Source organism: Streptococcus sp. CL6.22, from assembly GCF_049738055.1.
In the GTDB taxonomy this organism is placed as follows: domain Bacteria; phylum Bacillota; class Bacilli; order Lactobacillales; family Streptococcaceae; genus Streptococcus; species Streptococcus mitis_DJ.
On record NZ_JBKOTV010000012.1, the window covers coordinates 39,595 to 61,094 of the forward strand.

Consider the following 21,500-nt stretch of genomic DNA (forward strand, 5'->3'; position numbering starts at 1 on the left):
ACTTCCATCTGGATTTGTTGTTGGAAGCCCAGCTTTTCTTTAGTATGACCATTGAGTATCTTGAGCTGTTATAAGTACATCCGCTTTTCTTTCGTTACCAATTTTTTTATAAAGATTAGCTGATCCTGATGGTACAGCCTTACCATTCACATTAATATAAGTGAACCCAGTTTCTGACAATTTTGTTGCAGATAACTTTTGAGTTTCAATAGCGTCATTATAAGCTTTTACCGCTGCATGGTAAGCAGCTGCTTTTGAATAGTAGGCATCTGTATTGGCAAATGTTTCTGTTGGGTATTCTGGTAGCGTTAATGCTACACCATTTACGGAAACTGTTGGATTATTAGCCAACGTTGTTTTGTTCTTAGTAGCATTTGCTTTGAATCTTTTGTCTTCAGCCTGTGCTTTTGCTAATTGTTTTTCCGAACCCCAATCACCATAATCACGTACAGCATTCACTGGTCCTGCTGGTGTTTTATTTGGATCAGACTCTACATTTTTCGAACCTAGTTTTATAACTGTGGCTGTTAAAGCATAGCCTTCAACCTTCGTTTTAACATTGAACTTCATACCTTCTTGTAAAGCTTCATAAATTTCATGATCATTTTGAGCTCCACCCGTGTAGTATAAATGTTCGACATATTTTGCAGTTCCTGAATTTAAGAATTTATCATCAGTCGTTAAGCCTTTTGAACCATCAGCATAGGTAACATCACGAACCATTGTGATTTTACCTGTTACAACATCACCATTTGGATATGTGATAGTTTTAGTAATAGGTTGCGCTAATTTTCTTGCAGGCCCTACTACAGTACCATTAGAGTAGGTAATAGATGCTGCTGCAAAGTCGAACCAGTTAATATTATTTTTAAGTTGCTCTAAGTTTTTTGTACCCGCAGTACCAACAACAGTATCTCCAGAAGGAATATTAGTTTTAACACCATTTATTGTAACAGTTGCTCCACCTGCAGTTCCGTTTCCTTTCTTCTCTACTTCAATCATAGAAGGATCCGTAATGCTTGGGTTGGCATTCATGATTTCACGTTTAACCGCAGCTATCTCTTCTTCTGTTAAATCATTAATATTTTTTACTGGAGTCTTAGTTGTAGGAGCTACGATTGCTGTATTGGTAGTAGTTTTACCTGCCAACACTGCTTCTACTTTACCTACGTGTCCTGCACGTTTCATCTCAGCATAAACTGCTTCGATAGCTGATGAGATACGTTGGAGTTGGGCATCCAATTCTTCCTTAGTGATTTCTCCTGCCGCAAGAGCTTTCTTAGAAGCTTCGATTTGGACCTTAGCTGAAGCTACTGCAGTTGCGATTGCTTCTTTTCCAGCTTTATCTTCTGCCTTTTTATCCGCAAAGTTTGAGGCAGTTGTGTTCAATACTTCTGCTTCAGATGTCAACTGTTCAAGGACAGTTTTAGTAGCAGTAATTGGGTTTTCTGCTTTCTTTTCATCCTTTTTATCAGCTTTTTCATCAACTGCTTTATCAGCTTTTTTGTCAGTCGAAGGAGCAGTTAGTGTTGCTTTTTCTTTGTCAGCTGCTTCTGTTTTTTCAGTTGTAGCTGTCTCAGCTACTTTTTCATCTTTCTTAGATGCTTCAGCAGCTAATTTTGCAACTTCCTCATCACTCAAGGCCGGCTTTTCTACTACAGCCGCTTCTGTCGTAGCAGAAAGAGCTGGTGCCGTCTCATTTGCGACATTCTCACTTACCTTATCATCTTTTGGAGCAGATGCCACAGCTTCTGTTTTATTTTCAGTAGCTGTTTCTTCTGCTTTGGCAGTCGTTTGGGCAGCACCCAAAATCAAGGCTGTCCCCAACAGCACACTCGCAGCACCAAAATGATACTTACGAATAGAGAAACGTTGGCTCAAGCCATACCAATCAAAAGATTTATTTTTTTGTCTTTTTGATTTATACATAATGTTCACTTTCCACATTTTTTTATGTAATTTCGAATTACAATTATATAGTATATATTTTATCACAAAAACGCTATCAGTTCAAGAAAGAAATAATTATATATATATATATATATATTAATCGTTTTTTGATATTATTTATATTTATATACTATTTTGTTTTTGACTTTATCTTGGTATTTTTTTTGCTTTTTTGATATAATAAATTAAAGTATAATTTTACTGGAGGTTTTATGCGTTTTAATCAATTCAGCTATTTAGCGCTACCTAGAGATACAATTATCTTTGAATTAAAAAAGTATGGATTTGATTTACCAGTCAACATCACAAATAAAAAAATGCTTGAAGCGTTTCTCATTCGTTTCTTTTTTAATTTTAAAGATAGCACCTATCCTCTATCCAGTTTAGCAGTTGATAAAGAAACTGACTTACTGACATTTTTTCAATCAGATAAAGAGTTGACTGCAGATATTTTCTATACTGTAGCCTTTCAACTTTTAGGTTTTTCTTATTTGGTTGACTTTGAAGACAGTGATGTTTTTCGTAAAGAGTCTGGATTTCCTATTGTATATGGTGACTTGATTGAAAATCTCTATCAGTTACTCAATACTCGCACCAAAAAGGGGAACACTCTTATCGACCAACTTGTCAGTGATGGTCTTATTCCTGAGGATAATGACTATCACTACTTTAACGGCAAGAGTTTGGCTACCTTTTCTAGCCATGATGCCATTCGCGAAGTCGTTTACGTTGAGTCTCGTGTCGATACTGACCAAAAAGGTCTACCAGACCTAGTCAAGGTCAGCATTATTCGTCCTCGTTATGACGGCCAAATTCCTGCTATCATGACTGCCAGTCCCTATCATCAGGGAACAAATGATAAAGCCAGCGATAAAGCTCTTTACAAGATGGAGGGCAATCTCGAGGTTAAACCTGCTCACAAGATTGAGCTAGAGGAACCTCAACTAAATCTCGTCCAACCCCAAGATCAAGCTGAGCTTGTGTCAGAAGCTGAGGAAAAGCTAACGCACATCAACGCTAGCTATACTCTCAACGACTACTTCCTTCCACGAGGTTTTGCTAATCTCTATGTCTCAGGTGTTGGTACCAAAGACTCCACAGGTTTCATGACTAATGGAGACTACCAGCAAATCGAGGCTTATAAAAATGTCATCGATTGGCTTAATGGTCGTTGCCGTGCCTTTACTGACCACACGCGCCAGCGTCAAGTCAAGGCTGACTGGTCAAACGGAAAAGTAGCCACAACTGGACTTTCTTATCTAGGTACCATGTCCAATGGTCTTGCGACTACAGGTGTAGATGGTTTAGAGGTTATTATTGCCGAGGCTGGTATTTCTTCGTGGTACAACTACTACCGTGAAAACGGTCTGGTAACTAGCCCAGGTGGCTATCCAGGTGAGGACTTTGACTCCCTTGCTGAGTTAACCTATTCTCGTAATCTCTTGGCCGGCGACTATATCCGTGGTAATGAGGCTCACCAAGCTGACTTAGAAAAAGTAAAAGAACAGTTAGATCGCAAATCTGGTGACTATAATCAGTTTTGGCATGACCGCAATTATCTGCTCAATGCTGATAAGGTAAAGGCGGAGGTTGTCTTTACTCATGGTTCTCAGGATTGGAATGTCAAACCACTTCATGTTTACCAGATGTTCCATGCTCTTCCATCTCATATCAATAAGCATCTCTTTTTCCATAATGGTGCCCATGTTTATATGAACAACTGGCAATCCATTGACTTCCGTGAATCTATGAACGCCTTATTGACTAAAAAATTATTGGGGCAAGATACAGATTTTCAACTTCCGACTGTTATCTGGCAGGATAATACCGCTCCTCAGACTTGGTTATCACTTGATAATTTCGGTGAGCAAGATAACTTCGAAACCTTCTCACTTGGTCAAGAAGAGCAAGTCATTCAAAACCAGTACTCAGATGAGGATTTTGAGCGTTATGGTAAGACCTACCAGACCTTCAATACAGAGCTCTATCAAGGAAAAGCTAATCAAATTACTATTGACCTTCCTGTAACCAAGGATCTCCACCTGAACGGTCGCGCTCAGCTCAATCTTCGTATTAAATCCAGTAGCAATAAGGGGCTCTTATCAGCCCAACTACTGGAACTTGAACAAAAGAAATACCTACAACCTTATCCAGCTGTTTTAAGTGCTAGAACCATTGACAACGGTCGCTACCACATGTTGGAAAATCTTAACGAATTGCCTTTTCGTGAAAATGCACATCGCGTCGTGACAAAAGGCTACCTCAATTTGCAAAATAGAAATGATTTACTGTTAGTAGAGGATATTAAGGCAGATGAATGGATGGATATCCAGTTTGAACTGCAACCAACTATTTACAAGTTAAAAGAAGGAGATACTCTTCGTTTAGTCCTCTATACTACTGACTTTGAAATCACCATCCGTGACAATACTGACTACCACCTGACTGTCGATCTTGAACAGTCTACACTTCTCTTACCTTGTCAAAAGGTATGATATCAGACTTTCAATATGGAAGATTTCCACTTAAACAGTTGAAACAAACATAAACTTGGTATCAAATGCAATCCCGATATAGGCTTATGATAGGTCTACACGGAAGCTTTGACAAAAGATACTAAAACCCTAACCAACATGTGTACTCATTAATAATACTCGCTACCACACCACATGTTGAAAAATCTTTGTGAATTAACATTAATCATAAATTCACAATAAGTCGTGACAAAAGGCTACCCTAATTGAATGATTTACTGTTAGTAGAGGACACCAATGTAGATAAACGGATAGATACCCAATTCATCTACACTCAACTAGTGACAAGTTAAAAGAGTGGGATTTTCTCCATTTAGTCCTATACTACTGACTTTGAAATCATCATACGTGACAATACCGCTTACCACCTGACTGACGATATCGTTCAGTCCACGCTTTCTGTACCTAGTACAAGGAGTAACATTTTATGAATAAATCTGAACACCGACACCAACTCATACGAGCTCTTGTAACGAAAAACAAGATTCATACCCAAGCTGAGCTACAAGCTCTTCTTGCTGATAACGACATTCAAGTTACACAAGCTACACTTTCGAGAGATATTAAAAGCATGAACCTTTCAAAAGTACGAGAAGAAGACAACTCTTACTACGTACTCAATACAGGTTCTATCTCAAAATGGGAGAAACGTCTCGAAATTTACATGGAAGATGCTCTTGTCTTGATGCGCCCAGTTCAACATCAAGTCCTGCTAAAAACCCTTCCTGGACTTGCTCAATCCTTTGGTTCTATCATTGATGCTTTGAGCTTCCCTGACGCTATCGCTACCCTCTGTGGCGATGATGTCTGTCTCGTCATCTGCGAAGATGCAGAAGCTGCTCAAAAATGCTTTGAAGAATTGAAAAAATTCGCTCCACCATTTTTCTTTGAAGAATAACAAAATTCCGTGTCTGATGTGGCACGGAATTTTGTTATATTCTTTACTGAGATGGATTTTCTTTTTTAGTTCGTGCCAATCTCAGGGCACGATTTGGATTGAGACGATTAAATAGTTCTTCCAATTTCTTTTCATTCCAAACGTCTGCGGCAGAAACAAAATTGCCATCCGCATCTCGGAAAGATATCGGTTTATCTCCCATATCAATCTCCTAGTCTACAAATTCAAACTCAAATTTACCAATTCGGACCAAGTCACCATCTTTAGCACCACGCGCACGAAGGGCTTCATCAACCCCCATACCACGAAGCTGGCGAGCAAATTTCATGACTGATTCGTCACGATCAAAGTTGGTCATATTAAAGAGTTTCATCAGTTTTTCACCAGAAAGTACCCATGTTGCATCGTCATCACGACTAATTTCAAAGGCTTTTTCTTCCTCGTCAAATCCATAGTAGGCTTCTTCTTCCATATCTGACTCGTCGTAGAGCAAGAATTCTGGTGTCTTGTCTAACAATTCAGCTGTAGCATCCAAAAGCGTAGCCAAACCTTGCTTGGTCAAACCAGATATTGGGAAGATAGCTGGTAACTCTTCAAATTCATCATAGTTTTCAGCTAATTTTTTCTTGAATTCTTCAAGATTTTCCTGACTCTCAGGCATATCCATCTTATTGGCTACAATAATCTGTGGACGCTCCATGAGACGGAGATTGTATGATTCCAGCTCTTTATTGATGGCAAGATAATCCTCATATGGATCACGCCCTTCGCTAGCTGACATATCAATGATGTGAAGGATGACACGTGTACGCTCAATGTGACGGAGGAACTGAGTTCCCAAACCAACACCTTGACTAGCACCTTCAATCAAACCTGGTAAATCAGCTACTGCAAAGGATTCACCTGATTGGGTACGAACCATTCCTAGATTTGGCACAATTGTCGTAAAGTGGTAGGCACCAATTTTAGGCTTAGCTGAGGTGATAACACTTAAAAGTGTTGATTTCCCAACAGAGGGGAAGCCTACTAAACCAACATCAGCCAAGATTTTTAGTTCCAATTGTAACTCACGTTCCTGACCTGGTTCTCCATTTTCAGAGATTTCAGGTGCAGGATTTTTTGGTGTCGCAAAGCGGATATTTCCACGACCACCACGACCACCGTGGGCTACAATAAATTCCTGCCCATGTTCAATCAAATCTGTCAAGACCTTGCCAGTCTCGGCATCACGCACAGTCGTTCCTTGTGGTACTCGAACTCTAAGATCCTCAGCACCACGACCATGCATCCCTTTGGTCATTCCTTTCTCACCAGAATCAGCCTTGAAATGACGATTGTAGCGAAAATCCATCAAAGTACGTAGTCCTTCGTCTACAACGAAGACTACATTGCCTCCTCGACCACCGTCACCACCCCAAGGACCGCCATTAGGGACATATTTTTCACGGCGAAAGGCAACCATACCATCGCCACCATTACCAGCCTTGACCTTGATCTTGGCTGTATCTAAAAACATACTCATTTTTTCTTCTCACTTTAAAAAAGGGCTGGGAAATCCCAGTCACAAAATTTTCTTGAATCTATTTTATAGATTACTGAGGGCACCAATTGCAGTTGCAAAAATACCCAAAATACTTGCTACTAACATGATAAGTACGATAAGCAAGGTTAATTTCTCAAACATCGTTTTTTTACGTTTTCCATTATCTCCAAATGCCATTTTTTTCTCCTTCGTTACATTCTATTTTCTATTATCTTAGCATGAATTCAGCTAGTTTTCAATAGTCACTTGCTACCGGCGCAATAATCCATAAAATGATATAAGCTACAATTCCTGCCCCATAACAAAATGCAAGAACACCCCATATTACACGAACAATAGTAGGATCCATATCAAAATAATTTGCGACCCCAGCACATACTCCAGCAATTTTTTGATTACTACCACTTCTCATCAATTGTTTTTTCATAGCTATTCCTCTTTCTATTCTTCATGGTCTCTCCAATAATCTCTGATGCTGATTAACTGTGTTTTTGAAGCCCTCAGCATTCGTCTAGAGCCTTTTACAGGCACAGCAACCACCTGTTGCGGTAAATACAAAACTGTCTTAAAGATACGCTGGCTGACCGTATCATCTTTTGCTAAATCTTTCTGGAAGTTATTTGAAATAATGGCATCCAGATAAAACTCATGCACTCGTTTCCCAAAGTTTTCAGCTGAAATCTCGTACAACTTCTCTGATAAAGTATGCTCATTCATGTCTGGTGTTGCAATCAGGGCTTCCAAAATAGCTCCGGCCAAATCATGTTCCCCATAGTACAAGGTTCCAAACATTTTATCACTGATAAGATTGTCCAGATAAGGATTTCCGTGAGCAATGACAGGTGTTCCACTGGCTAAGCTTTCCAAGTATGTCAAACCTTGCGTTTCACTCGTCGATGCCGAGATGAAGAAATCCGCCGCCTTATAGTAAAGAGCGGTCTCACTAGGAGCAATCATGCCTGTAAAGATGACGTAGTCTTGAATCTCTAGTTTCTTGGCTTGCTCTTTGAGGTCATCCAGATAAGGACCATCCCCAGCTACCACCAGTTTGACCTTGTCTTCTTCTTTCAGAACTTCTGCAAAGGCTACTAGTACTGCCTGAATATTTTTTTCATAGGAAATTCTGGAAAGACTAAGCAACATCTTTTCATCATCTTGAATCCCTAATTTACTACGTAGTTCTTTTAGATTTTCTTGCTTGATTTCTGGACGCTCAAACTTGGCTAATTCAATCCCAGTAGGAATGACCCGCTTTTCAACCTTGACTTTATAGTCAGATAGCAAGTCACGAACAATCTCACTCGGACAAATAACCCCATCCACATCATGCAGGAAACCTCTGACCAGATACTTGACCATACTAGGACGAATCAACATCCCTTTAGCAATATAATGCACGTAGTCTTCGTATTGGGTGTGATAGGTATGGATGACTGGAATCTTCAATTCACGCGCAATCCAAATCCCCAACAAGCCAAGAGAAAATTCTGTCTGAGTATGGATAATATCTAGTTGATATTGTTTAGCAATTTCAAGCGCCTTGCTGAAACCTCGATAGGCAAAGCGACGATCTTTAAAAGCAAAGAAAGGAACACTTGGAATGCGGATAATTTGCCAATCTTCATAACGATTGACATCCTTATCTGTCGTTGTAAAGATAAAAACAGCATGTCCCTGCTTTTCAAGTTCGGTTTTCAAGGTTCGAATACTGGTCGCAACACCTGAAACCTGAGGAAAATAGGTATCTGTAAATAAACCAATTCGCATAGATTACCTCACTTTTTACTTTCTCCCTAAAGCGGCTTGTTTCTCATAAAAGTCCAACCAGATTTGTAACAGATGCTCTTCAGAATACTCTCTAGAAATATTCTTAGCTTTTTCTTTCAAATCTTTTAAAGCAGCAGGATTCGCTTGATATTCCAGAATAGCTTCTTTCATCTCTTCTCTATCTGCTGTAGCCCGATAATCTCCCTCCAAAATTACCTTATAAAGATCTAAATCACGCAACATAATCGGAGCTTCACAACTGGCAGCCTCTAAAATCGTCATCGGAAAGAGCTCATTATAACTAGGCAACAAGAAAAGATTCGCTAGGGCATACAATTCGCGCATCCGCTCTGGCGATACAATACCTGGAAAAATCAAATTTTTAGGGGGATTCTCCATGATTTTCTTGTAACGTTCATAACCATCTGTCATACCACCAAAAGAGAAACCACCTGCCCAGATAAAGGTAATTTGGGGCAATTCCTCAGCCAGACGGATAAAATCGTCAATACCTTTGCGTTTCTGAACTTGACCAGCACCTACTACGATAAACTGATTGTCACTAAGACCTATCTCCGTACGCAGTCTTGCTACCTCTTCTTGTGGAAGAGGATGCCATTTTTCCTTATTGACAAAGTTAGGAATATAGGTCACTTTTTCACGTGGAATACCAGCTGCCACCAAATCCTCGATAAACATAGGATTAACCACAACCAGGTGCTCCATCCGGTTGTAAAAAGAAAATACATAGCGCTTAACAATTCCCTTTAAGAAAAATGGAATTTTCAAACTCCCCTCAAGTGTATCAGGTAAGAAATGCACGTAGCCAATTTTTCTCCCTGAGCGTTTCTTTTGGAAGGTTGATAAATAATAGGGTAAATCAATTGTATGAAAGTGAGTCACATCTGCCTCGATTGGAAGATTTTCTGTAACAATCAATTGATCCTTGGCATCACGGTGAAGAAGACGAACTAATTCACGGTAAGCACCTGAGACTCCCTGCCCTGCTACTTTCTCACTTGAACTCAACATATTGATGCGTAATTTCTTTTTTTCCATAACTACTATTATATCATTTTCTTTGAATAAAATCAGCAAAAGAAAGGAGAGACTAGAGGAAAAGAGGGGGAAATTTCCTCGCTTTTCCAATAATCTCTCACATGCTATTGTATGTTTACTTAATGCCTAGGGCAATGCGTGCATAGCGACTCATTTTTTCAACTGTCCAGGCTGGATACCAGACTAATTTAACCTCAGTATCCGTTACTTCTGGTACCTCTGTCATAGCATCATAAATCTGGTCCGTCAAAAGGTCTGCTAGGGGACAACCCATGGTTGTCAAAGTCATATCAATCTCTGTTTGACCTGTGTCACCGTCAAAACGAATCTCATAGATTAAACCAAGGTTGACAATATCGATTCCCAACTCAGGGTCGATGACTTCTTCCAAGGCTGATAAAATTCTTGTTTTGATATTTTCAATTTGCTCTTCTGTATAAGCCATATTTTTCCTCACTATTAGTCTTCAATAAAATCACGAAGCGGTTTGCTGCGACTTGGTTGACGAAGTTTTCTCAAAGCCTTGGCTTCAATCTGACGGATACGCTCACGGGTTACATTAAAGACTTTACCTACATCTTCAAGGGTCCGCATTTTACCATCATCTAGTCCAAAACGTAGACGCAAGACGTTTTCTTCACGGTCTGTAAGAGTATCCAAGACCTCATCCAGCTGCTCACGCAAGACGATACGAGTTGTGTAGTCCACTGGATTTTCAATCACTTCATCTTCGATAAAGTCCCCAAGGTGGCTATCATCCTCTTCACCGATTGGTGTTTCAAGCGATACTGGCTCTTGGGCAATCTTCAAGATTTCACGAACCTTGTCAGGGGTCATATCCATACGTTCAGCGATTTGTTCTGGTGTTGGATCTTGTCCCAATTCTTGAAGGAGGTTACGCTGTTCACGAACCAATTTATTGATGGTTTCAACCATGTGAACTGGGATACGGATGGTACGAGCTTGATCCGCAATAGCACGAGTGATAGCCTGACGAATCCACCAAGTTGCGTAAGTTGAAAACTTGAACCCTTTAGAATAATCAAACTTGTCAACCGCCTTCATCAAGCCCATATTTCCTTCTTGAATCAAGTCAAGGAACTGCATACCACGACCAACATAGCGTTTAGCAATAGAAACAACCAAACGAAGGTTGGCTTCCGCAAGACGTTGTTTGGCTTCGATATCACCAGCTTCAACAGCAAGCGCCAATTCTTTTTCCTCTTCATTGGTCAAGAGAGGTACGACCCCGATTTCTTTCAAGTACATACGGACAGGGTCATTAACCTTAGCCGAAGTTGAACCAATCAAGTCCTCATCACTGAGTTCTGGCTCTTCTTCAGTGCTAAGAACACGCGCACTTGGATTTCCTTCGTTATCTGTGATAGAAATCCCTGCATCCTGAATTCGTTGCAAGAGATCTTCAATCCCATCAGCATCCAAGGTAAAAGGAATCACCAGACTTGCATTAATTTCATCATCAGTTGCTGTCCCTTTTTGTTTATGATTACGGATAAATTCTGCTACTTGTACATCAAATGTTGTTACTTCTTTTTGTTTTGTTGCCATTATTACTCCATTCTTCTCTTTTGGGAAATTAAACGTTCCAATTCTTCTAGGGCTGTGTCTGTATCTCCTACATGGCTCGCTTCCTGCACCTTCTTTTTGATTCTCATATTGTCCTGATTCAAGAGAGCCTTGTTTCGAGTCATTTCTACTTCACTAAGTTCCTGAGGTGACATCTCAGCAGGCAAATCCTGAGCTAAGACTTGGTACCAAGCTCTTTCAACTTCATCTGTCTGTTCTGCTAAAACTTCCGGAGGAAGATTTCCATACTGGCCAAGCAAGTCATATAAGACCTGAAATTCAGGTGTGTCAAATGCAAAGTCTTCCCTTAAACGGTAATCGTTCAAAACAAGAGGAGATTCCATCATTCGATAAAGTAGATGAGCTTCTGCTCTCATAATAGCTGATAACTGCTTGGTGACAGGCATAGTGATTGACGTCGGTCTGGAAATACCTTCCATGCGATTCTGCCTTTGTGCCTGACGACTCTCATTAACAATCTGCTCAATCTGGGCATAATCAAAGGACGCCAGACTGTCAGCTAAAATATGTATATAGCTGTTTTGAGCAGTAATAGATTTTTCTTGAACAATCAAGGGAGCTATTTTTTCAATAAACTCAATCTGAGCCTGCAAATTTTCACTATTTTCAGGTTTGTACTGGTGAATGTAAAACTCAATCGGACTAATACGAGTTTTCGTTAATAGATAGGCCAAGTCTTCTGGACCATTTTTTTGTAGATACTCATCTGGATCCAAGTTATCAGGCATGCTGACAATTTGCACAGGTATATCACCAATTTCATCCAGTGCTTTCAATGTCGCAGCTTGCCCAGCCTTATCGCCATCGTATACCAGAACCAACTTCTTGGTTAACCTTTTCAGATGCTCAACATGCTCACGGCTCAAGGCTGTTCCCATGGACGCCACAGCGTTTTCGATTCCAGCCCGATAGGCTGCAATGACATCCATGAATCCTTCCATCAGGTAAATCTCACTGGTTTTGCCAGAAGATTTTTTTGCCCTATCCATATGATATAATTCGTAACTTTTGTTAAAAATTGCAGTCGATCGGCTATTTTTATACTTAGAAGTTTGTGAATCCGTTTTCTGCCAGATACGACCTGAGAAGGCAATGACCTTTCCCTGGTCATTTGTCAGAGGAAACATAATGCGATTGTGAAAGGTATCTACAAATTGATTAGCCTCCGATAGATAAAACAGTCCCGAATCCAAAAAATCCTCTTCACGATACTGGCCAGACAAACGTTGATACAGATAGTTGCGTTCTGGAGGTGCCAAACCAATCCGAAAATGTTTAAGCACTTCATCTGTCAAACCACGCTGATAAAGGTAGTTTCTGGCCTCCTCCCCCATGGTCGTTGTCATGAGAATAGCATGATAAAATTTGGCAGCATCTTCGTGCATATCATAAAGAGCTTGGTGGGGTGAAGCTGGCTTCTGTTCACTATAAAGCGGTTTTTCCACCTCTATCCCGACACGCTGACCTAAGATTTGGACAGCCTCCATAAAGGGAACTCCTTGATACTCCTCGATGAATTTAAAGACATCACCTGAGCGACCACAACCAAAACAGTGGTAAAACTGCTTATCCTCAACAACGTTGAAAGAAGGTGTTTTTTCACCATGAAAAGGACAGAGCCCTAGATAGTTCCGTCCTGCCTTTTGTAAAGAAATCACATCTCCTATGACTTCCACAATGTTGGCATTGTTTTTGATTTCTTCAATGACTTGTTTGTCAACCATACACAATACCTCCATGTTATCATAGTTTCACGTAAACTAGTATAGCTTATTTCTGAAAAAAAGTAAACCATTTCATACGCTTTCCGTAATTATCTTTGCCTTATTTTTCTAAATAGAAAAGAAAGTTAAAAAACTCAGAAACATTTTAATGCTTCTAAGTTTTTCTTCTCTATTTTTTGATGAAAATAAAGTTCATCTATTCAAATAATTGATAGTAGTCTGAGATTTTCATTTTGGCTTTTTCTTCATTATTAAGGTCTTGAATTATACGACCTTCTTTCATGACAATCAAGCGATTGCCATATTTGAGAGCATCTTCCATATGGTGGGTAATCATAAGCGCTGTCAGCTGATCTTTCTTGACAAATTCATCTGTCAACTCCATGAGTGCGACACTGGTCTTTGGATCAAGGGCTGCAGTATGCTCGTCTAACAAGAGTAATTCTGGACGCTTCAAGGTTGCCATCAAGAGACTCAAAGCCTGTCTTTGTCCACCAGATAAGAACTCAATTGGTGTATTCAAGTGTTTCTCAAGACCGTTTCCCACTTTTTCAATAGTTGCCTGAAACTCATCCTTATAGCTAGCCAGACGTCTCGGAAACAGTCCACGCTTTTCACCACGAAACTTGGCAATCAAAAGATTTTCAGCGACCGTCATACGAGGAGCTGTCCCCATCTTGGGATCTTGGAAGACTCGAGACAGATACTTAGCTCGCTTTTCTGGCGAAAACTTGGTAACATCTTCACCCAAAATACGGATGGTTCCACTGGTTAATGACAAAGTTCCTGCAATAGTGTTAAAGAGGGTTGATTTCCCAGCTCCATTTCCACCTAAAATCGTGATGAAATCCTGTTCAAAAATTTCTAAGGAAACATCATTTAAAATAATCTTTTCTTCATCAAAGCCATTTTTAACGACTTTGGTTGCATTTTTTAATTCTACAATTGCTGTCATTTGCTTAATTTGGCTCCTTTCAAGATTGTTTGCTTAAATGTTGGAATCATGAGGCAGACTGCTAAAATCACGGCACTGTACAAACGAAGGTAACTTGTATTAAAGCCAAGCGCAATAACTGCCCACACTAAAAATTGATAGGCGATAGAACCTACAACGATGGTAATCAGACGTTCTGCCAAGCTCAAACTCTTGAAGATAACTTCTCCAATAATCAAACTTGCAAGCCCCACAACGATCACCCCGATTCCTCGAGATACATCGGCATAGCCTTCTTGCTGGGCAATAAGAGCCCCTGCAAGGGCAATCACACCATTTGATAAGACCAAGCCCATGAGCTCCATGCGTCCAGTATGAATCCCGAAACTTCTAGCCATATCAGGATTGTCACCTGTAGCAATATAGGCTTGTCCGAGTTTGGTATCCAAGAAAAAGAGCATGAGAGCAATAACAAGACTGACAAAGATGAGACCTGTCAAGAGTTGGTTCAAATCTGAATCAAAAGGCAAAACATCCTGGATTTGCTTGGTTCCAAGCAATCCTAAATTTGCACGTCCCATAATCAAGAGCATGATAGAGTGACAGGAAGTCATCACCAAAATCCCTGAGAGCAAGGTTGGAATCTTCCCTTTTGTATAAAGAAGACCTGCTGCCATTCCAGCCAAACAACCTGCTCCTACAGCAACAAGTGTCGCTAAAAAGGGATTTACACCTTTGGTTATCAGAGTGACAGCAACAGCTCCCCCAAGAGGGAAGGAACCTTCTGTTGTCATATCTGGAAAGTTTAAAATCCTAAATGTCATAAAGATTCCCAGACCTAAAATAGCCCAGACAAATCCTTGAGAAATAATAGATAATATCATCTGTTTCTTAACCTTTTCTATATGATTTCTATTGTAAAAAATTGGAGGAGATGTCCCCAACTCCTCCATTTTAGATTATTCAATCACTTGTCCTGCTTCTTTGAGAACAGACTCAGGAATAGTAATACCTAACTCTTGTGCCAATTTTTTATTGATAACTGATTTACCAGTTGAAAAGACATTGACTGGTGTATCAGCTGGTTTTGCACCTTTCAAAACTTGAGCAATCATTTTGCCAGTTGCCACACCAAGATCATGTTGGTCAACTACAACGGATGCCAAACCACCTGCTTCTACCATGGCAGTTGCACTTGGGTAGATTGGTTTTTTAGCTGATTGGTTGCTTGATACAACAGTTGAGAAGGCTGAAGCAATAGTGTTATCAATTGGAACCCAGATAGCATCAACCTTGCTAGTCATAACGTTAACTGTTGAAGCAATTTCATTTGTTGAAGGAACTGCAAATGTTTCTACTGTCAAACCTGCTTTTTCAGCATAAGCCTTAAATTCTTCTACCTGTGTTTTTGAATTGTCTTCGCTGCTTGAGTAAAGAGCTCCGATAGTTTTCACATTTGGTGTCAGAGCCTTGATGAGTTCAACTTGTTGTTGAGCTGGATTGTGGTCAGATACCCCTGTAATATTGCCACCTGGTTTTTTCAAATCTTTAACCAAGTTCGCACCGATTGGGTCTGTAATAGCAGCCATGATAACAGGTAGGTCTTTTGTTGCACTAGCCAGACCTTGAGCAGCTGGTGTTGCGATACCAACTACCAAGTCATTACCGTTTGCAACCAATTGTTTACTCATTGTCGCAACCTTACTTTGGTCACCTTCTGAGTTCATAAAGTCAATCTTCAACTGGTCATCTTTATAACCTTCTTCTGCAAGTCCATCTTGAATCCCTTTATAAATCAAGTCAAGAGATGGATGGCTCACAAACTGAAGGACACCAACTTTGGCAACTTTCTTTTCATTCTTAGCTTCTGGTTTATTCATTGAAGAGTAAATCAAGCTTCCTGCTACTAAGACTGCTAATGCAGCGATAATTCCAATTAAACGTTTATTTTTCATTCTATTTCTCCTTTTTAATTCCTTTAAACTACTTCACTTATCTGAACAAGCGACGCCATCGTTTTCTTTCCATACTAACCTCCATCAAAAAAAGTCCTCACACAAAAAACTTGTGTGAGGACGTCGATGCGCGGTACCACCTCAATTATAGGAAATTTCCCTATCACTCTGTCTCGCAATAACGAGATGCACTATAAGGTGTGCTCACCGAATTTTTATGATTTCAAATTCTAAATAACATTCAGCCCAATTTTCATCATCACCACTTATCTGTTTTCAGCTACCACAGACTCTCTAAAAAGTTTGAATGATTACTTTTCTGAATGGTTAAATTATATCATTTTTCAACTACTTGTCAAGACTCTTTTAGCATTTTTTTGAAAGATTCAAAAACTTCCCCTATAGAAAAGAGGAAGTTTGAAAGACATCAGCCCGAATTACGCAATCCTGTCGCAATTCCGTTGATGGTTGTATGGATTAATTTTTCTTGATCGCTTGATAATTCTCCTCGGCGTTGACGTTTAATCAACTCCAACTGGATATAGTTGAGAATATTAAAGTAAGGCATACGATAATCCAAACTTGCTTTTAGATATGGATTTTCAGCCAAGAGTTCATCGTAACCTTCGATAGCCAAGATGACTTCCTTGGTGACTTGCCATTCATTTAGAATAGTCTCATAGATTGCTTTTACTTCTTCATCCTCACACAGTTTGGCATATTCAAAAGCAATATTCATATTTGATTTTGACAAGACCATGTCGACATTTGAAAGAAGCGATTGGAAGAAAGGCCAATTTTGGTACATATCTCGTAAGATAGCAATATTCTCTGGATTTTTATCGATAAATTCCTTGAAGCTTGAACCAACTCCATACCATCCAGGGAACATGACGCGACTTTGCGACCATGAGAATACCCAAGGGATAGCTCGCAAACCACCGATTTCAGTAATAGTCTTACGAGCGGCTGGACGAGAACCAATATTAAAGCTTGAAATAGCCTTGATTGGACTTGACTCGAAGAAATAATCATAGAAATGATCATTACCAAAGACCAAATCACGGTAGATATCGTAACTACGGTCCACCACTTGGTCCATAATAGCTTCGTAACGATTTGAGGTGTTGGTATCGCTCTTCTTCTGAGTAATCATACGGTTAATGGCCGCCGAAACCAACATTTCAAGGTTATAGTAAGCTGCGTCTTTGTTACCATATTTATTGCCAATTACTTCACCCTGCTCCGTCAAGCGGATACGATCCTTAATGGACTTGAGAGGTTGAGAGGTGATGGCTTCATAGGTTGGTCCACCACCACGACCGACAGTCCCACCACGGCCGTGGAAGAAGGTAACCTTAACGCCAAATTCATCTCCAATAGCAGTCAATTGTTGTTGAGCCTTGTAGAGGGTCCAACATGATGATAGATAGCCACCATCTTTATTACTATCAGAGTAACCAAGCATGATTTCTTGGTAGTTATTACGTGAAGCAATCCATTTCTTGGCAAGAGGAAGTGAAAGATATTCTCTCATGGTTTCTTCTGAGTGGTCCAAGTCCTCAATTGTTTCAAAGAGAGGAACGATTTGGACACGAGCTCTTTCTTTATCAACTAACCCTACTTCTTTTAGCAAGATAGCCAATTCCAACATGTCAGATACGCTAGTTGCATGTGAAATAATTGTCTGGCGAATAACGTCATCACCCAACTTATCTTTCAACTTACGAGCAGCCTTGAAAATAGCCAATTCTTTTTCGAGTAACTCTGATTTTTCAACATGAGTGGCAGAAAGAATACGTGGATCTTCCTCTAATTCTTTCAAGAGAAGCTGGCATTTTTCTTCTTCACTTAGTTCGCTATAATGAGAATGAATACCCGCTGATTTCAAGAGTTCAGCTACACAGGCTTCGTGAACACTAGAATCTTGACGCATGTCAATAGATGCCAAATAGAAACCAAAAATTTCAACTGCCTGAATCAATTCAACAAAATCACCAGAAATCAGTGCTTCACCCTTATTTTCCATGAGGGAATCACGAATGGTAATTAAATCCTTATAAAAATCATTGGCCGTTTCGTAGCGAGCCCCAACTTCCTTATCCTCAATCAGATAGGTTTTTGTTGCTTGGATTTTTGATTGAATATCAAACAAGGCACGGCGGTAAAGCTCTTTTTCACGATAAATCGAGTTATCCTTAGACTGACGAGCCATTTCTCTGACTTGCTTGCTCACATTGACAATACTAGTTGAGAGAGAGAACTCACGATAAAGTTGGTAAATCTTTTCATCATAGTAATTCATGATGACTTCACACTGGGTCATAGCAGATTGTTTCAAGGTATCTGCTGTAACAAAAGGATTCCCATCACGGTCTCCACCAATCCACATTCCCATGGTAATTGGTTTAGGATGTTTCAAGTCCAAGCCGTGTTTTTTAGCCAGACGCTTGTACTCAGCAGTCAAATGAGGAACTGCCTTCAGGAATGAACTATTGTAGTATTCCATAACATTCGTGATTTCATTGGTCACTTTCAATTTCTTTTCACGAATCATGTCTGTCTGCATGATAATCTCAATATAACGACGGAGATCATTATGCCATTTTTCCTTATTAATCAAACCTAATTTCACATCACGGTACTTACGCAAAAGGGTATGGATATGGTTGGTCAAATCCAACATACTCTTACGTTGCACTTGTGTTGGATGGGCTGTCAAAACAGGGACAACATTCAAGTGTTCTAGAATTTCAACCGCATTTTCTTTTTCTGCAACCATTTTGATCGTTGCTGATAATTTACCAAGATAATCTTGATCGATATTATTTTGATGGTTGATTTCATAGGCCAAATCCACGTCTTCTGAAATATTAATCAAAAGAGGCAAGATAGAGAAATAGCGTGAAATATAAGCCATTTCATCATTTGTCAAACTGGTAACTAATTGATTCAAACCTTGATAATCTTCTTGAGTTGACAATTCCTTCAACTGTATGATTTTTTCAAAAGTCTCTGGGGCAAGCATGTTTTTAGTAATATCTTCTAACAATTCTGTTAAAATCAATACTTCTTCTTGTATAACAGCTTTATTACTATAGTTTTCTAATTTTTGAAGAGACATAGGTAATCCTTTCCACTCTCAGCTCTACATATAGTTTGATGAGTGAGCTTCTAACTCCTCATATAATTGGGCACGTTTTTCACTTGCATCAATATTTAAGACAAAGGCGATGGCTACAGACAAGACTAGGAGACTGTTCCCTCCTTGCGATAAGAAGGGGAAGGTTACTCCTGTCGAGGGAATAATACCAGAAATTCCACCGATATTGACAAAGACCTGTACCAACATCATCCCCCCAACCCCAATCGCCATCATAGAATTAAAGGGATTCTTAGCACGAATTCCTACTAGGATAATTCGCAAAATTAGGAAAAAGACAAGTGCTAAAATCAAGCTGGCTCCCACAAATCCAAACTCTTCAATAACAATTGAAAATACAAAGTCTGTATGGGCCTCTGGTAAATAACCACGTTTTTCTATTGAATTTCCTAAGCCTAGACCAAACCACCCACCATTTACCATGGCAAAGTAGGAATTTGCAAGTTGGTGGCCTGACCCTGCCAAATCGGCAAAGGGATTAAAGTAGGCACTGAAACGCTTAGCAACGTAACCAAATACTGGAACTTTTGAAAACTTATCAACCCCGATCATAGAGATAGCTGATAAGGATAGGGCTGAAACTCCAAATAATACACCGATAAAGACTATAAACCAACGATGAGCAATTCCACTAACTGTATACATAATCAAGGCGACAAGAACTAGGATGGTAGCATTCCCCAAATCTGGGAAAATAGCCAAACTTCCTATCATTACTAGTAGGACGAAGCGCCAATCATTAAAAGCACGAGGAATCCATTGATTTTGAGTTAAAACTTGAAAATCGTAAATACCAATTTCATCCTGTTGTTTTGAAAAACGTTGGGCCAAATACCAGACGATGATAATCTTCAAATACTCAGCTGGCTGAATGGTCAAAGGTCCTACTGAAATCCAACCATAGGCCCCATTGACTGGCGTACCAATTAAGCGAGCCAGAGCCAAAAGAATCAGCTCAACAAACATAACAATAAATAAGAGTCGTTCTTTTCTTAAAAAATTCAATTTCAGCTTATATATCAAGGCAATCAATATTAAACTCAGTATCCAAAACATTCCCTGACTTCGAACCAATTGGAGGGCACTTTTACCTTCTTCGATAAGAATGGCACTGGTTGTAGAATAAACTACAATCAAGCCCAAAATAGATAAAAGCAAGTAAGGAACTAGAATAGAATAGTTTAACAGGTGCCTCTTACTAATCTTCATAGTATCACCAATCTAATGAGAACAAAAGAAATTATTCCCAAATTCCGTTTATTTTCTAGTTTTGATTGCTATTATACCATTTTTTCCGAAAGAAAAAAACTCTTACCCTTAAGATAGAAGATTTTCTCATAAGAAAAAGAGCATTTGGCTCTTTTCTGTTTTATTCTTTTGAAGAACTGCTTGAGCTTGAATCTCCACCACCGATGTATTGAGTGAAGATATTTTGGAAGGCTTGATCTTTAACCTTGATATTGGCTGCTTGCAATTCTTTTCCGATAATACTTTGAACAAATGATGCGTCGTTTTGTTTTTGAGTTAAGATAACAGTTTTTAATTTTTCTTTGTAATCGTCAATATTAGATGATTTTTCTGTTTTCTTAATCAGTTTAACAATGTAATATTGGCTGCTGTATGCTTGTGTTCCAGTAACACTAATCACATCAGAAACACCGTTTACATCTAACGCAAAAGCTGCTTTCTTAACTTGATCTGGTACTTCTGTTGAAGCAGAATCAAAGGTGATTTCTCCACCATTCGCTTTAGTTTTCTCATCTGTTGAATTATCTTTGGCTAATTGAGCAAAGTCTGCATCACTAGCTTTGGCTTTTTCGAGGACTTCTTTCGCTTTATCCTCATTATCAAGACGAATGATTTGAGCCGTTACATCTGGAGTGTACTCGTCATAAGCCTTCTTGTAAGCATCATCTGTCAATTCAGCTTCTGCTGCTTTCTTAACTGCCAACTCAACCAATTTACTTGTACGAATTTGAGCTTTACGTGTTTCAAGAGTCATTCCTGCTTGCGATAAGACACGTTGGTAGTTCTCACCATATTGTTTCTCTTCTTCGGCAATAGTATCGTTGACTTCTTTGTCATCTACTTCTGAGCCATATTGCTTCTCAAATACTTTTTGGATGGTCATGTTCAACAAGACTTGTTGTGCTGAAGGGTTGCTTTTCACTTGCTCATAAAATTGATGTTCTGTGATGACATCCCCTTTCATGCTGATAAGGTCTGCCCCTTCTGAACCTTTCGAACAAGCTGCTAAAGTTGCTACTGATAATAGTGTAATGGCACCTGCCAATAGTTTTTTCTTCATGTCTACTCCTTTGAGATAAGTGTTACCCTATCTATTTTACTATATTTTCTTAAATTT

General features: G+C 39.4%; 18 protein-coding genes and 1 other annotated feature. Of the genes, 2 read left to right on the forward strand and 16 right to left on the reverse strand.

Going from position 1 to position 21,500, the window contains the following annotated elements:
* Nucleotides 1-39: 39 nt before the first annotated feature.
* A complete protein-coding gene (locus ACLNCW_RS07260) occupies nt 40-1,929 on the reverse strand; it encodes a YSIRK-type signal peptide-containing protein (protein ID WP_424845769.1) in 1,890 nt (629 codons plus the stop codon).
* Between the two features lie 233 nt (nt 1,930-2,162).
* Between ACLNCW_RS07260 and ACLNCW_RS07265 the strand changes: the two genes are divergently transcribed.
* Both ACLNCW_RS07265 and ACLNCW_RS07270 read left to right on the forward strand, forming a co-directional pair.
* Nucleotides 2,163-4,445, forward strand: a complete 2,283-nt coding sequence (locus ACLNCW_RS07265) for a Xaa-Pro dipeptidyl-peptidase (protein ID WP_424845771.1) — start codon at nt 2,163-2,165, stop codon at nt 4,443-4,445.
* Nucleotides 4,446-4,911: 466 nt separating this feature from the next.
* The gene (locus ACLNCW_RS07270) at nt 4,912-5,382 is read left to right on the forward strand and encodes an arginine repressor (RefSeq protein WP_001043026.1); all 471 of its coding nucleotides are present in this window, start codon (nt 4,912-4,914) and stop codon (nt 5,380-5,382) included.
* Nucleotides 5,383-5,425: 43 nt separating this feature from the next.
* Here the strand turns inward: ACLNCW_RS07270 and ACLNCW_RS07275 are convergent, their stop codons facing one another.
* The 15 genes from ACLNCW_RS07275 to prsA form a co-directional block, all read right to left on the reverse strand.
* Nucleotides 5,426-5,584 (reverse strand): hypothetical protein, encoded by a 159-nt coding sequence (locus tag ACLNCW_RS07275; protein ID WP_001808548.1) that lies wholly within the window; start codon nt 5,582-5,584, stop codon nt 5,426-5,428.
* A gap of 9 nt (nt 5,585-5,593) precedes the next feature.
* Nucleotides 5,594-6,904 carry a GTPase ObgE gene (obgE, locus tag ACLNCW_RS07280; RefSeq protein ID WP_000061642.1) on the reverse strand — a complete coding sequence of 437 codons (1,311 nt, stop codon included), beginning with the start codon at nt 6,902-6,904 and terminating at the stop codon, nt 5,594-5,596.
* 63 nt (nt 6,905-6,967) lie between these two features.
* Nucleotides 6,968-7,102 (reverse strand): DUF4044 domain-containing protein, encoded by a 135-nt coding sequence (locus tag ACLNCW_RS07285; RefSeq protein ID WP_000863852.1) that lies wholly within the window; start codon nt 7,100-7,102, stop codon nt 6,968-6,970.
* Between the two features lie 58 nt (nt 7,103-7,160).
* On the reverse strand, nt 7,161-7,352 hold the full coding sequence (locus tag ACLNCW_RS07290) for a PspC domain-containing protein (RefSeq protein WP_424845776.1): 192 nt from the start codon (nt 7,350-7,352) through the stop codon (nt 7,161-7,163).
* Between the two features lie 14 nt (nt 7,353-7,366).
* Complete coding sequence (locus tag ACLNCW_RS07295; RefSeq protein ID WP_424845778.1) at nt 7,367-8,692, reverse strand: glycosyltransferase family 4 protein; 1,326 nt, start codon at nt 8,690-8,692, stop codon at nt 7,367-7,369.
* 15 nt (nt 8,693-8,707) lie between these two features.
* Nucleotides 8,708-9,751, reverse strand: a complete 1,044-nt coding sequence (cpoA, locus tag ACLNCW_RS07300) for an alpha-galactosylglucosyldiacylglycerol synthase (RefSeq protein ID WP_424845780.1) — start codon at nt 9,749-9,751, stop codon at nt 8,708-8,710.
* A 115-nt stretch (nt 9,752-9,866) separates the two neighbouring features.
* Nucleotides 9,867-10,196, reverse strand: coding sequence for a metal-sulfur cluster assembly factor (locus tag ACLNCW_RS07305; protein WP_000331925.1), 330 nt, complete (start codon nt 10,194-10,196; stop codon nt 9,867-9,869).
* 14 nt (nt 10,197-10,210) lie between these two features.
* Nucleotides 10,211-11,320 (reverse strand): RNA polymerase sigma factor RpoD, encoded by a 1,110-nt coding sequence (gene rpoD, locus ACLNCW_RS07310; protein ID WP_000201903.1) that lies wholly within the window; start codon nt 11,318-11,320, stop codon nt 10,211-10,213.
* A gap of 2 nt (nt 11,321-11,322) precedes the next feature.
* Nucleotides 11,323-13,083 (reverse strand): DNA primase, encoded by a 1,761-nt coding sequence (gene dnaG, locus ACLNCW_RS07315; protein WP_424845782.1) that lies wholly within the window; start codon nt 13,081-13,083, stop codon nt 11,323-11,325.
* Nucleotides 13,084-13,279: 196 nt separating this feature from the next.
* Entirely contained in the window at nt 13,280-14,038 is a 759-nt protein-coding gene (locus tag ACLNCW_RS07320) for an ABC transporter ATP-binding protein (RefSeq protein ID WP_410011465.1), read from the reverse strand.
* Entirely contained in the window at nt 14,035-14,901 is an 867-nt protein-coding gene (locus ACLNCW_RS07325) for an ABC transporter permease (RefSeq protein ID WP_004254625.1), read from the reverse strand. The genes ACLNCW_RS07320 and ACLNCW_RS07325 overlap by 4 nt, the downstream gene beginning before the upstream one ends.
* Before the next feature lie 75 nt (nt 14,902-14,976).
* Nucleotides 14,977-15,972 (reverse strand): tryptophan ABC transporter substrate-binding protein, encoded by a 996-nt coding sequence (gene trpX, locus ACLNCW_RS07330; protein WP_004259575.1) that lies wholly within the window; start codon nt 15,970-15,972, stop codon nt 14,977-14,979.
* Between the two features lie 113 nt (nt 15,973-16,085).
* Nucleotides 16,086-16,303 (reverse strand) — a binding site (T-box leader).
* A 96-nt stretch (nt 16,304-16,399) separates the two neighbouring features.
* Nucleotides 16,400-19,096 (reverse strand): phosphoenolpyruvate carboxylase, encoded by a 2,697-nt coding sequence (gene ppc, locus ACLNCW_RS07335; RefSeq protein WP_261010870.1) that lies wholly within the window; start codon nt 19,094-19,096, stop codon nt 16,400-16,402.
* A 24-nt stretch (nt 19,097-19,120) separates the two neighbouring features.
* The gene (gene ftsW, locus ACLNCW_RS07340) at nt 19,121-20,344 is read right to left on the reverse strand and encodes a cell division peptidoglycan polymerase FtsW (RefSeq protein WP_203180642.1); all 1,224 of its coding nucleotides are present in this window, start codon (nt 20,342-20,344) and stop codon (nt 19,121-19,123) included.
* Nucleotides 20,345-20,504: 160 nt separating this feature from the next.
* Complete coding sequence (prsA, locus tag ACLNCW_RS07345; RefSeq protein ID WP_000727954.1) at nt 20,505-21,443, reverse strand: peptidylprolyl isomerase PrsA; 939 nt, start codon at nt 21,441-21,443, stop codon at nt 20,505-20,507.
* Nucleotides 21,444-21,500 lie beyond the last annotated feature (57 nt).

Coding starts and splice junctions, on each gene's coding strand:
- ACLNCW_RS07295 (WP_424845778.1), bottom strand. CDS start 8,692: ATGCGAATTGGTTTATTTACAGATACCTATTTTCCTCAGGTTTCAGGT.
- ACLNCW_RS07305 (WP_000331925.1), bottom strand. CDS start 10,196: ATGGCTTATACAGAAGAGCAAATTGAAAATATCAAAACAAGAATTTTA.
- cpoA (WP_424845780.1), bottom strand. CDS start 9,751: ATGGAAAAAAAGAAATTACGCATCAATATGTTGAGTTCAAGTGAGAAA.
- ACLNCW_RS07320 (WP_410011465.1), bottom strand. CDS start 14,038: ATGACAGCAATTGTAGAATTAAAAAATGCAACCAAAGTCGTTAAAAAT.
- ACLNCW_RS07265 (WP_424845771.1), top strand. CDS start 2,163: ATGCGTTTTAATCAATTCAGCTATTTAGCGCTACCTAGAGATACAATT.
- dnaG (WP_424845782.1), bottom strand. CDS start 13,083: ATGGTTGACAAACAAGTCATTGAAGAAATCAAAAACAATGCCAACATT.
- prsA (WP_000727954.1), bottom strand. CDS start 21,443: ATGAAGAAAAAACTATTGGCAGGTGCCATTACACTATTATCAGTAGCA.
- ACLNCW_RS07260 (WP_424845769.1), bottom strand. CDS start 1,929: ATGTATAAATCAAAAAGACAAAAAAATAAATCTTTTGATTGGTATGGC.
- ACLNCW_RS07275 (WP_001808548.1), bottom strand. CDS start 5,584: ATGGGAGATAAACCGATATCTTTCCGAGATGCGGATGGCAATTTTGTT.
- obgE (WP_000061642.1), bottom strand. CDS start 6,904: ATGAGTATGTTTTTAGATACAGCCAAGATCAAGGTCAAGGCTGGTAAT.
- ACLNCW_RS07325 (WP_004254625.1), bottom strand. CDS start 14,901: ATGATATTATCTATTATTTCTCAAGGATTTGTCTGGGCTATTTTAGGT.
- ACLNCW_RS07290 (WP_424845776.1), bottom strand. CDS start 7,352: ATGAAAAAACAATTGATGAGAAGTGGTAGTAATCAAAAAATTGCTGGA.
- ftsW (WP_203180642.1), bottom strand. CDS start 20,344: ATGAAGATTAGTAAGAGGCACCTGTTAAACTATTCTATTCTAGTTCCT.
- ACLNCW_RS07270 (WP_001043026.1), top strand. CDS start 4,912: ATGAATAAATCTGAACACCGACACCAACTCATACGAGCTCTTGTAACG.
- ACLNCW_RS07285 (WP_000863852.1), bottom strand. CDS start 7,102: ATGGCATTTGGAGATAATGGAAAACGTAAAAAAACGATGTTTGAGAAA.
- ppc (WP_261010870.1), bottom strand. CDS start 19,096: ATGTCTCTTCAAAAATTAGAAAACTATAGTAATAAAGCTGTTATACAA.
- trpX (WP_004259575.1), bottom strand. CDS start 15,972: ATGAAAAATAAACGTTTAATTGGAATTATCGCTGCATTAGCAGTCTTA.
- rpoD (WP_000201903.1), bottom strand. CDS start 11,320: ATGGCAACAAAACAAAAAGAAGTAACAACATTTGATGTACAAGTAGCA.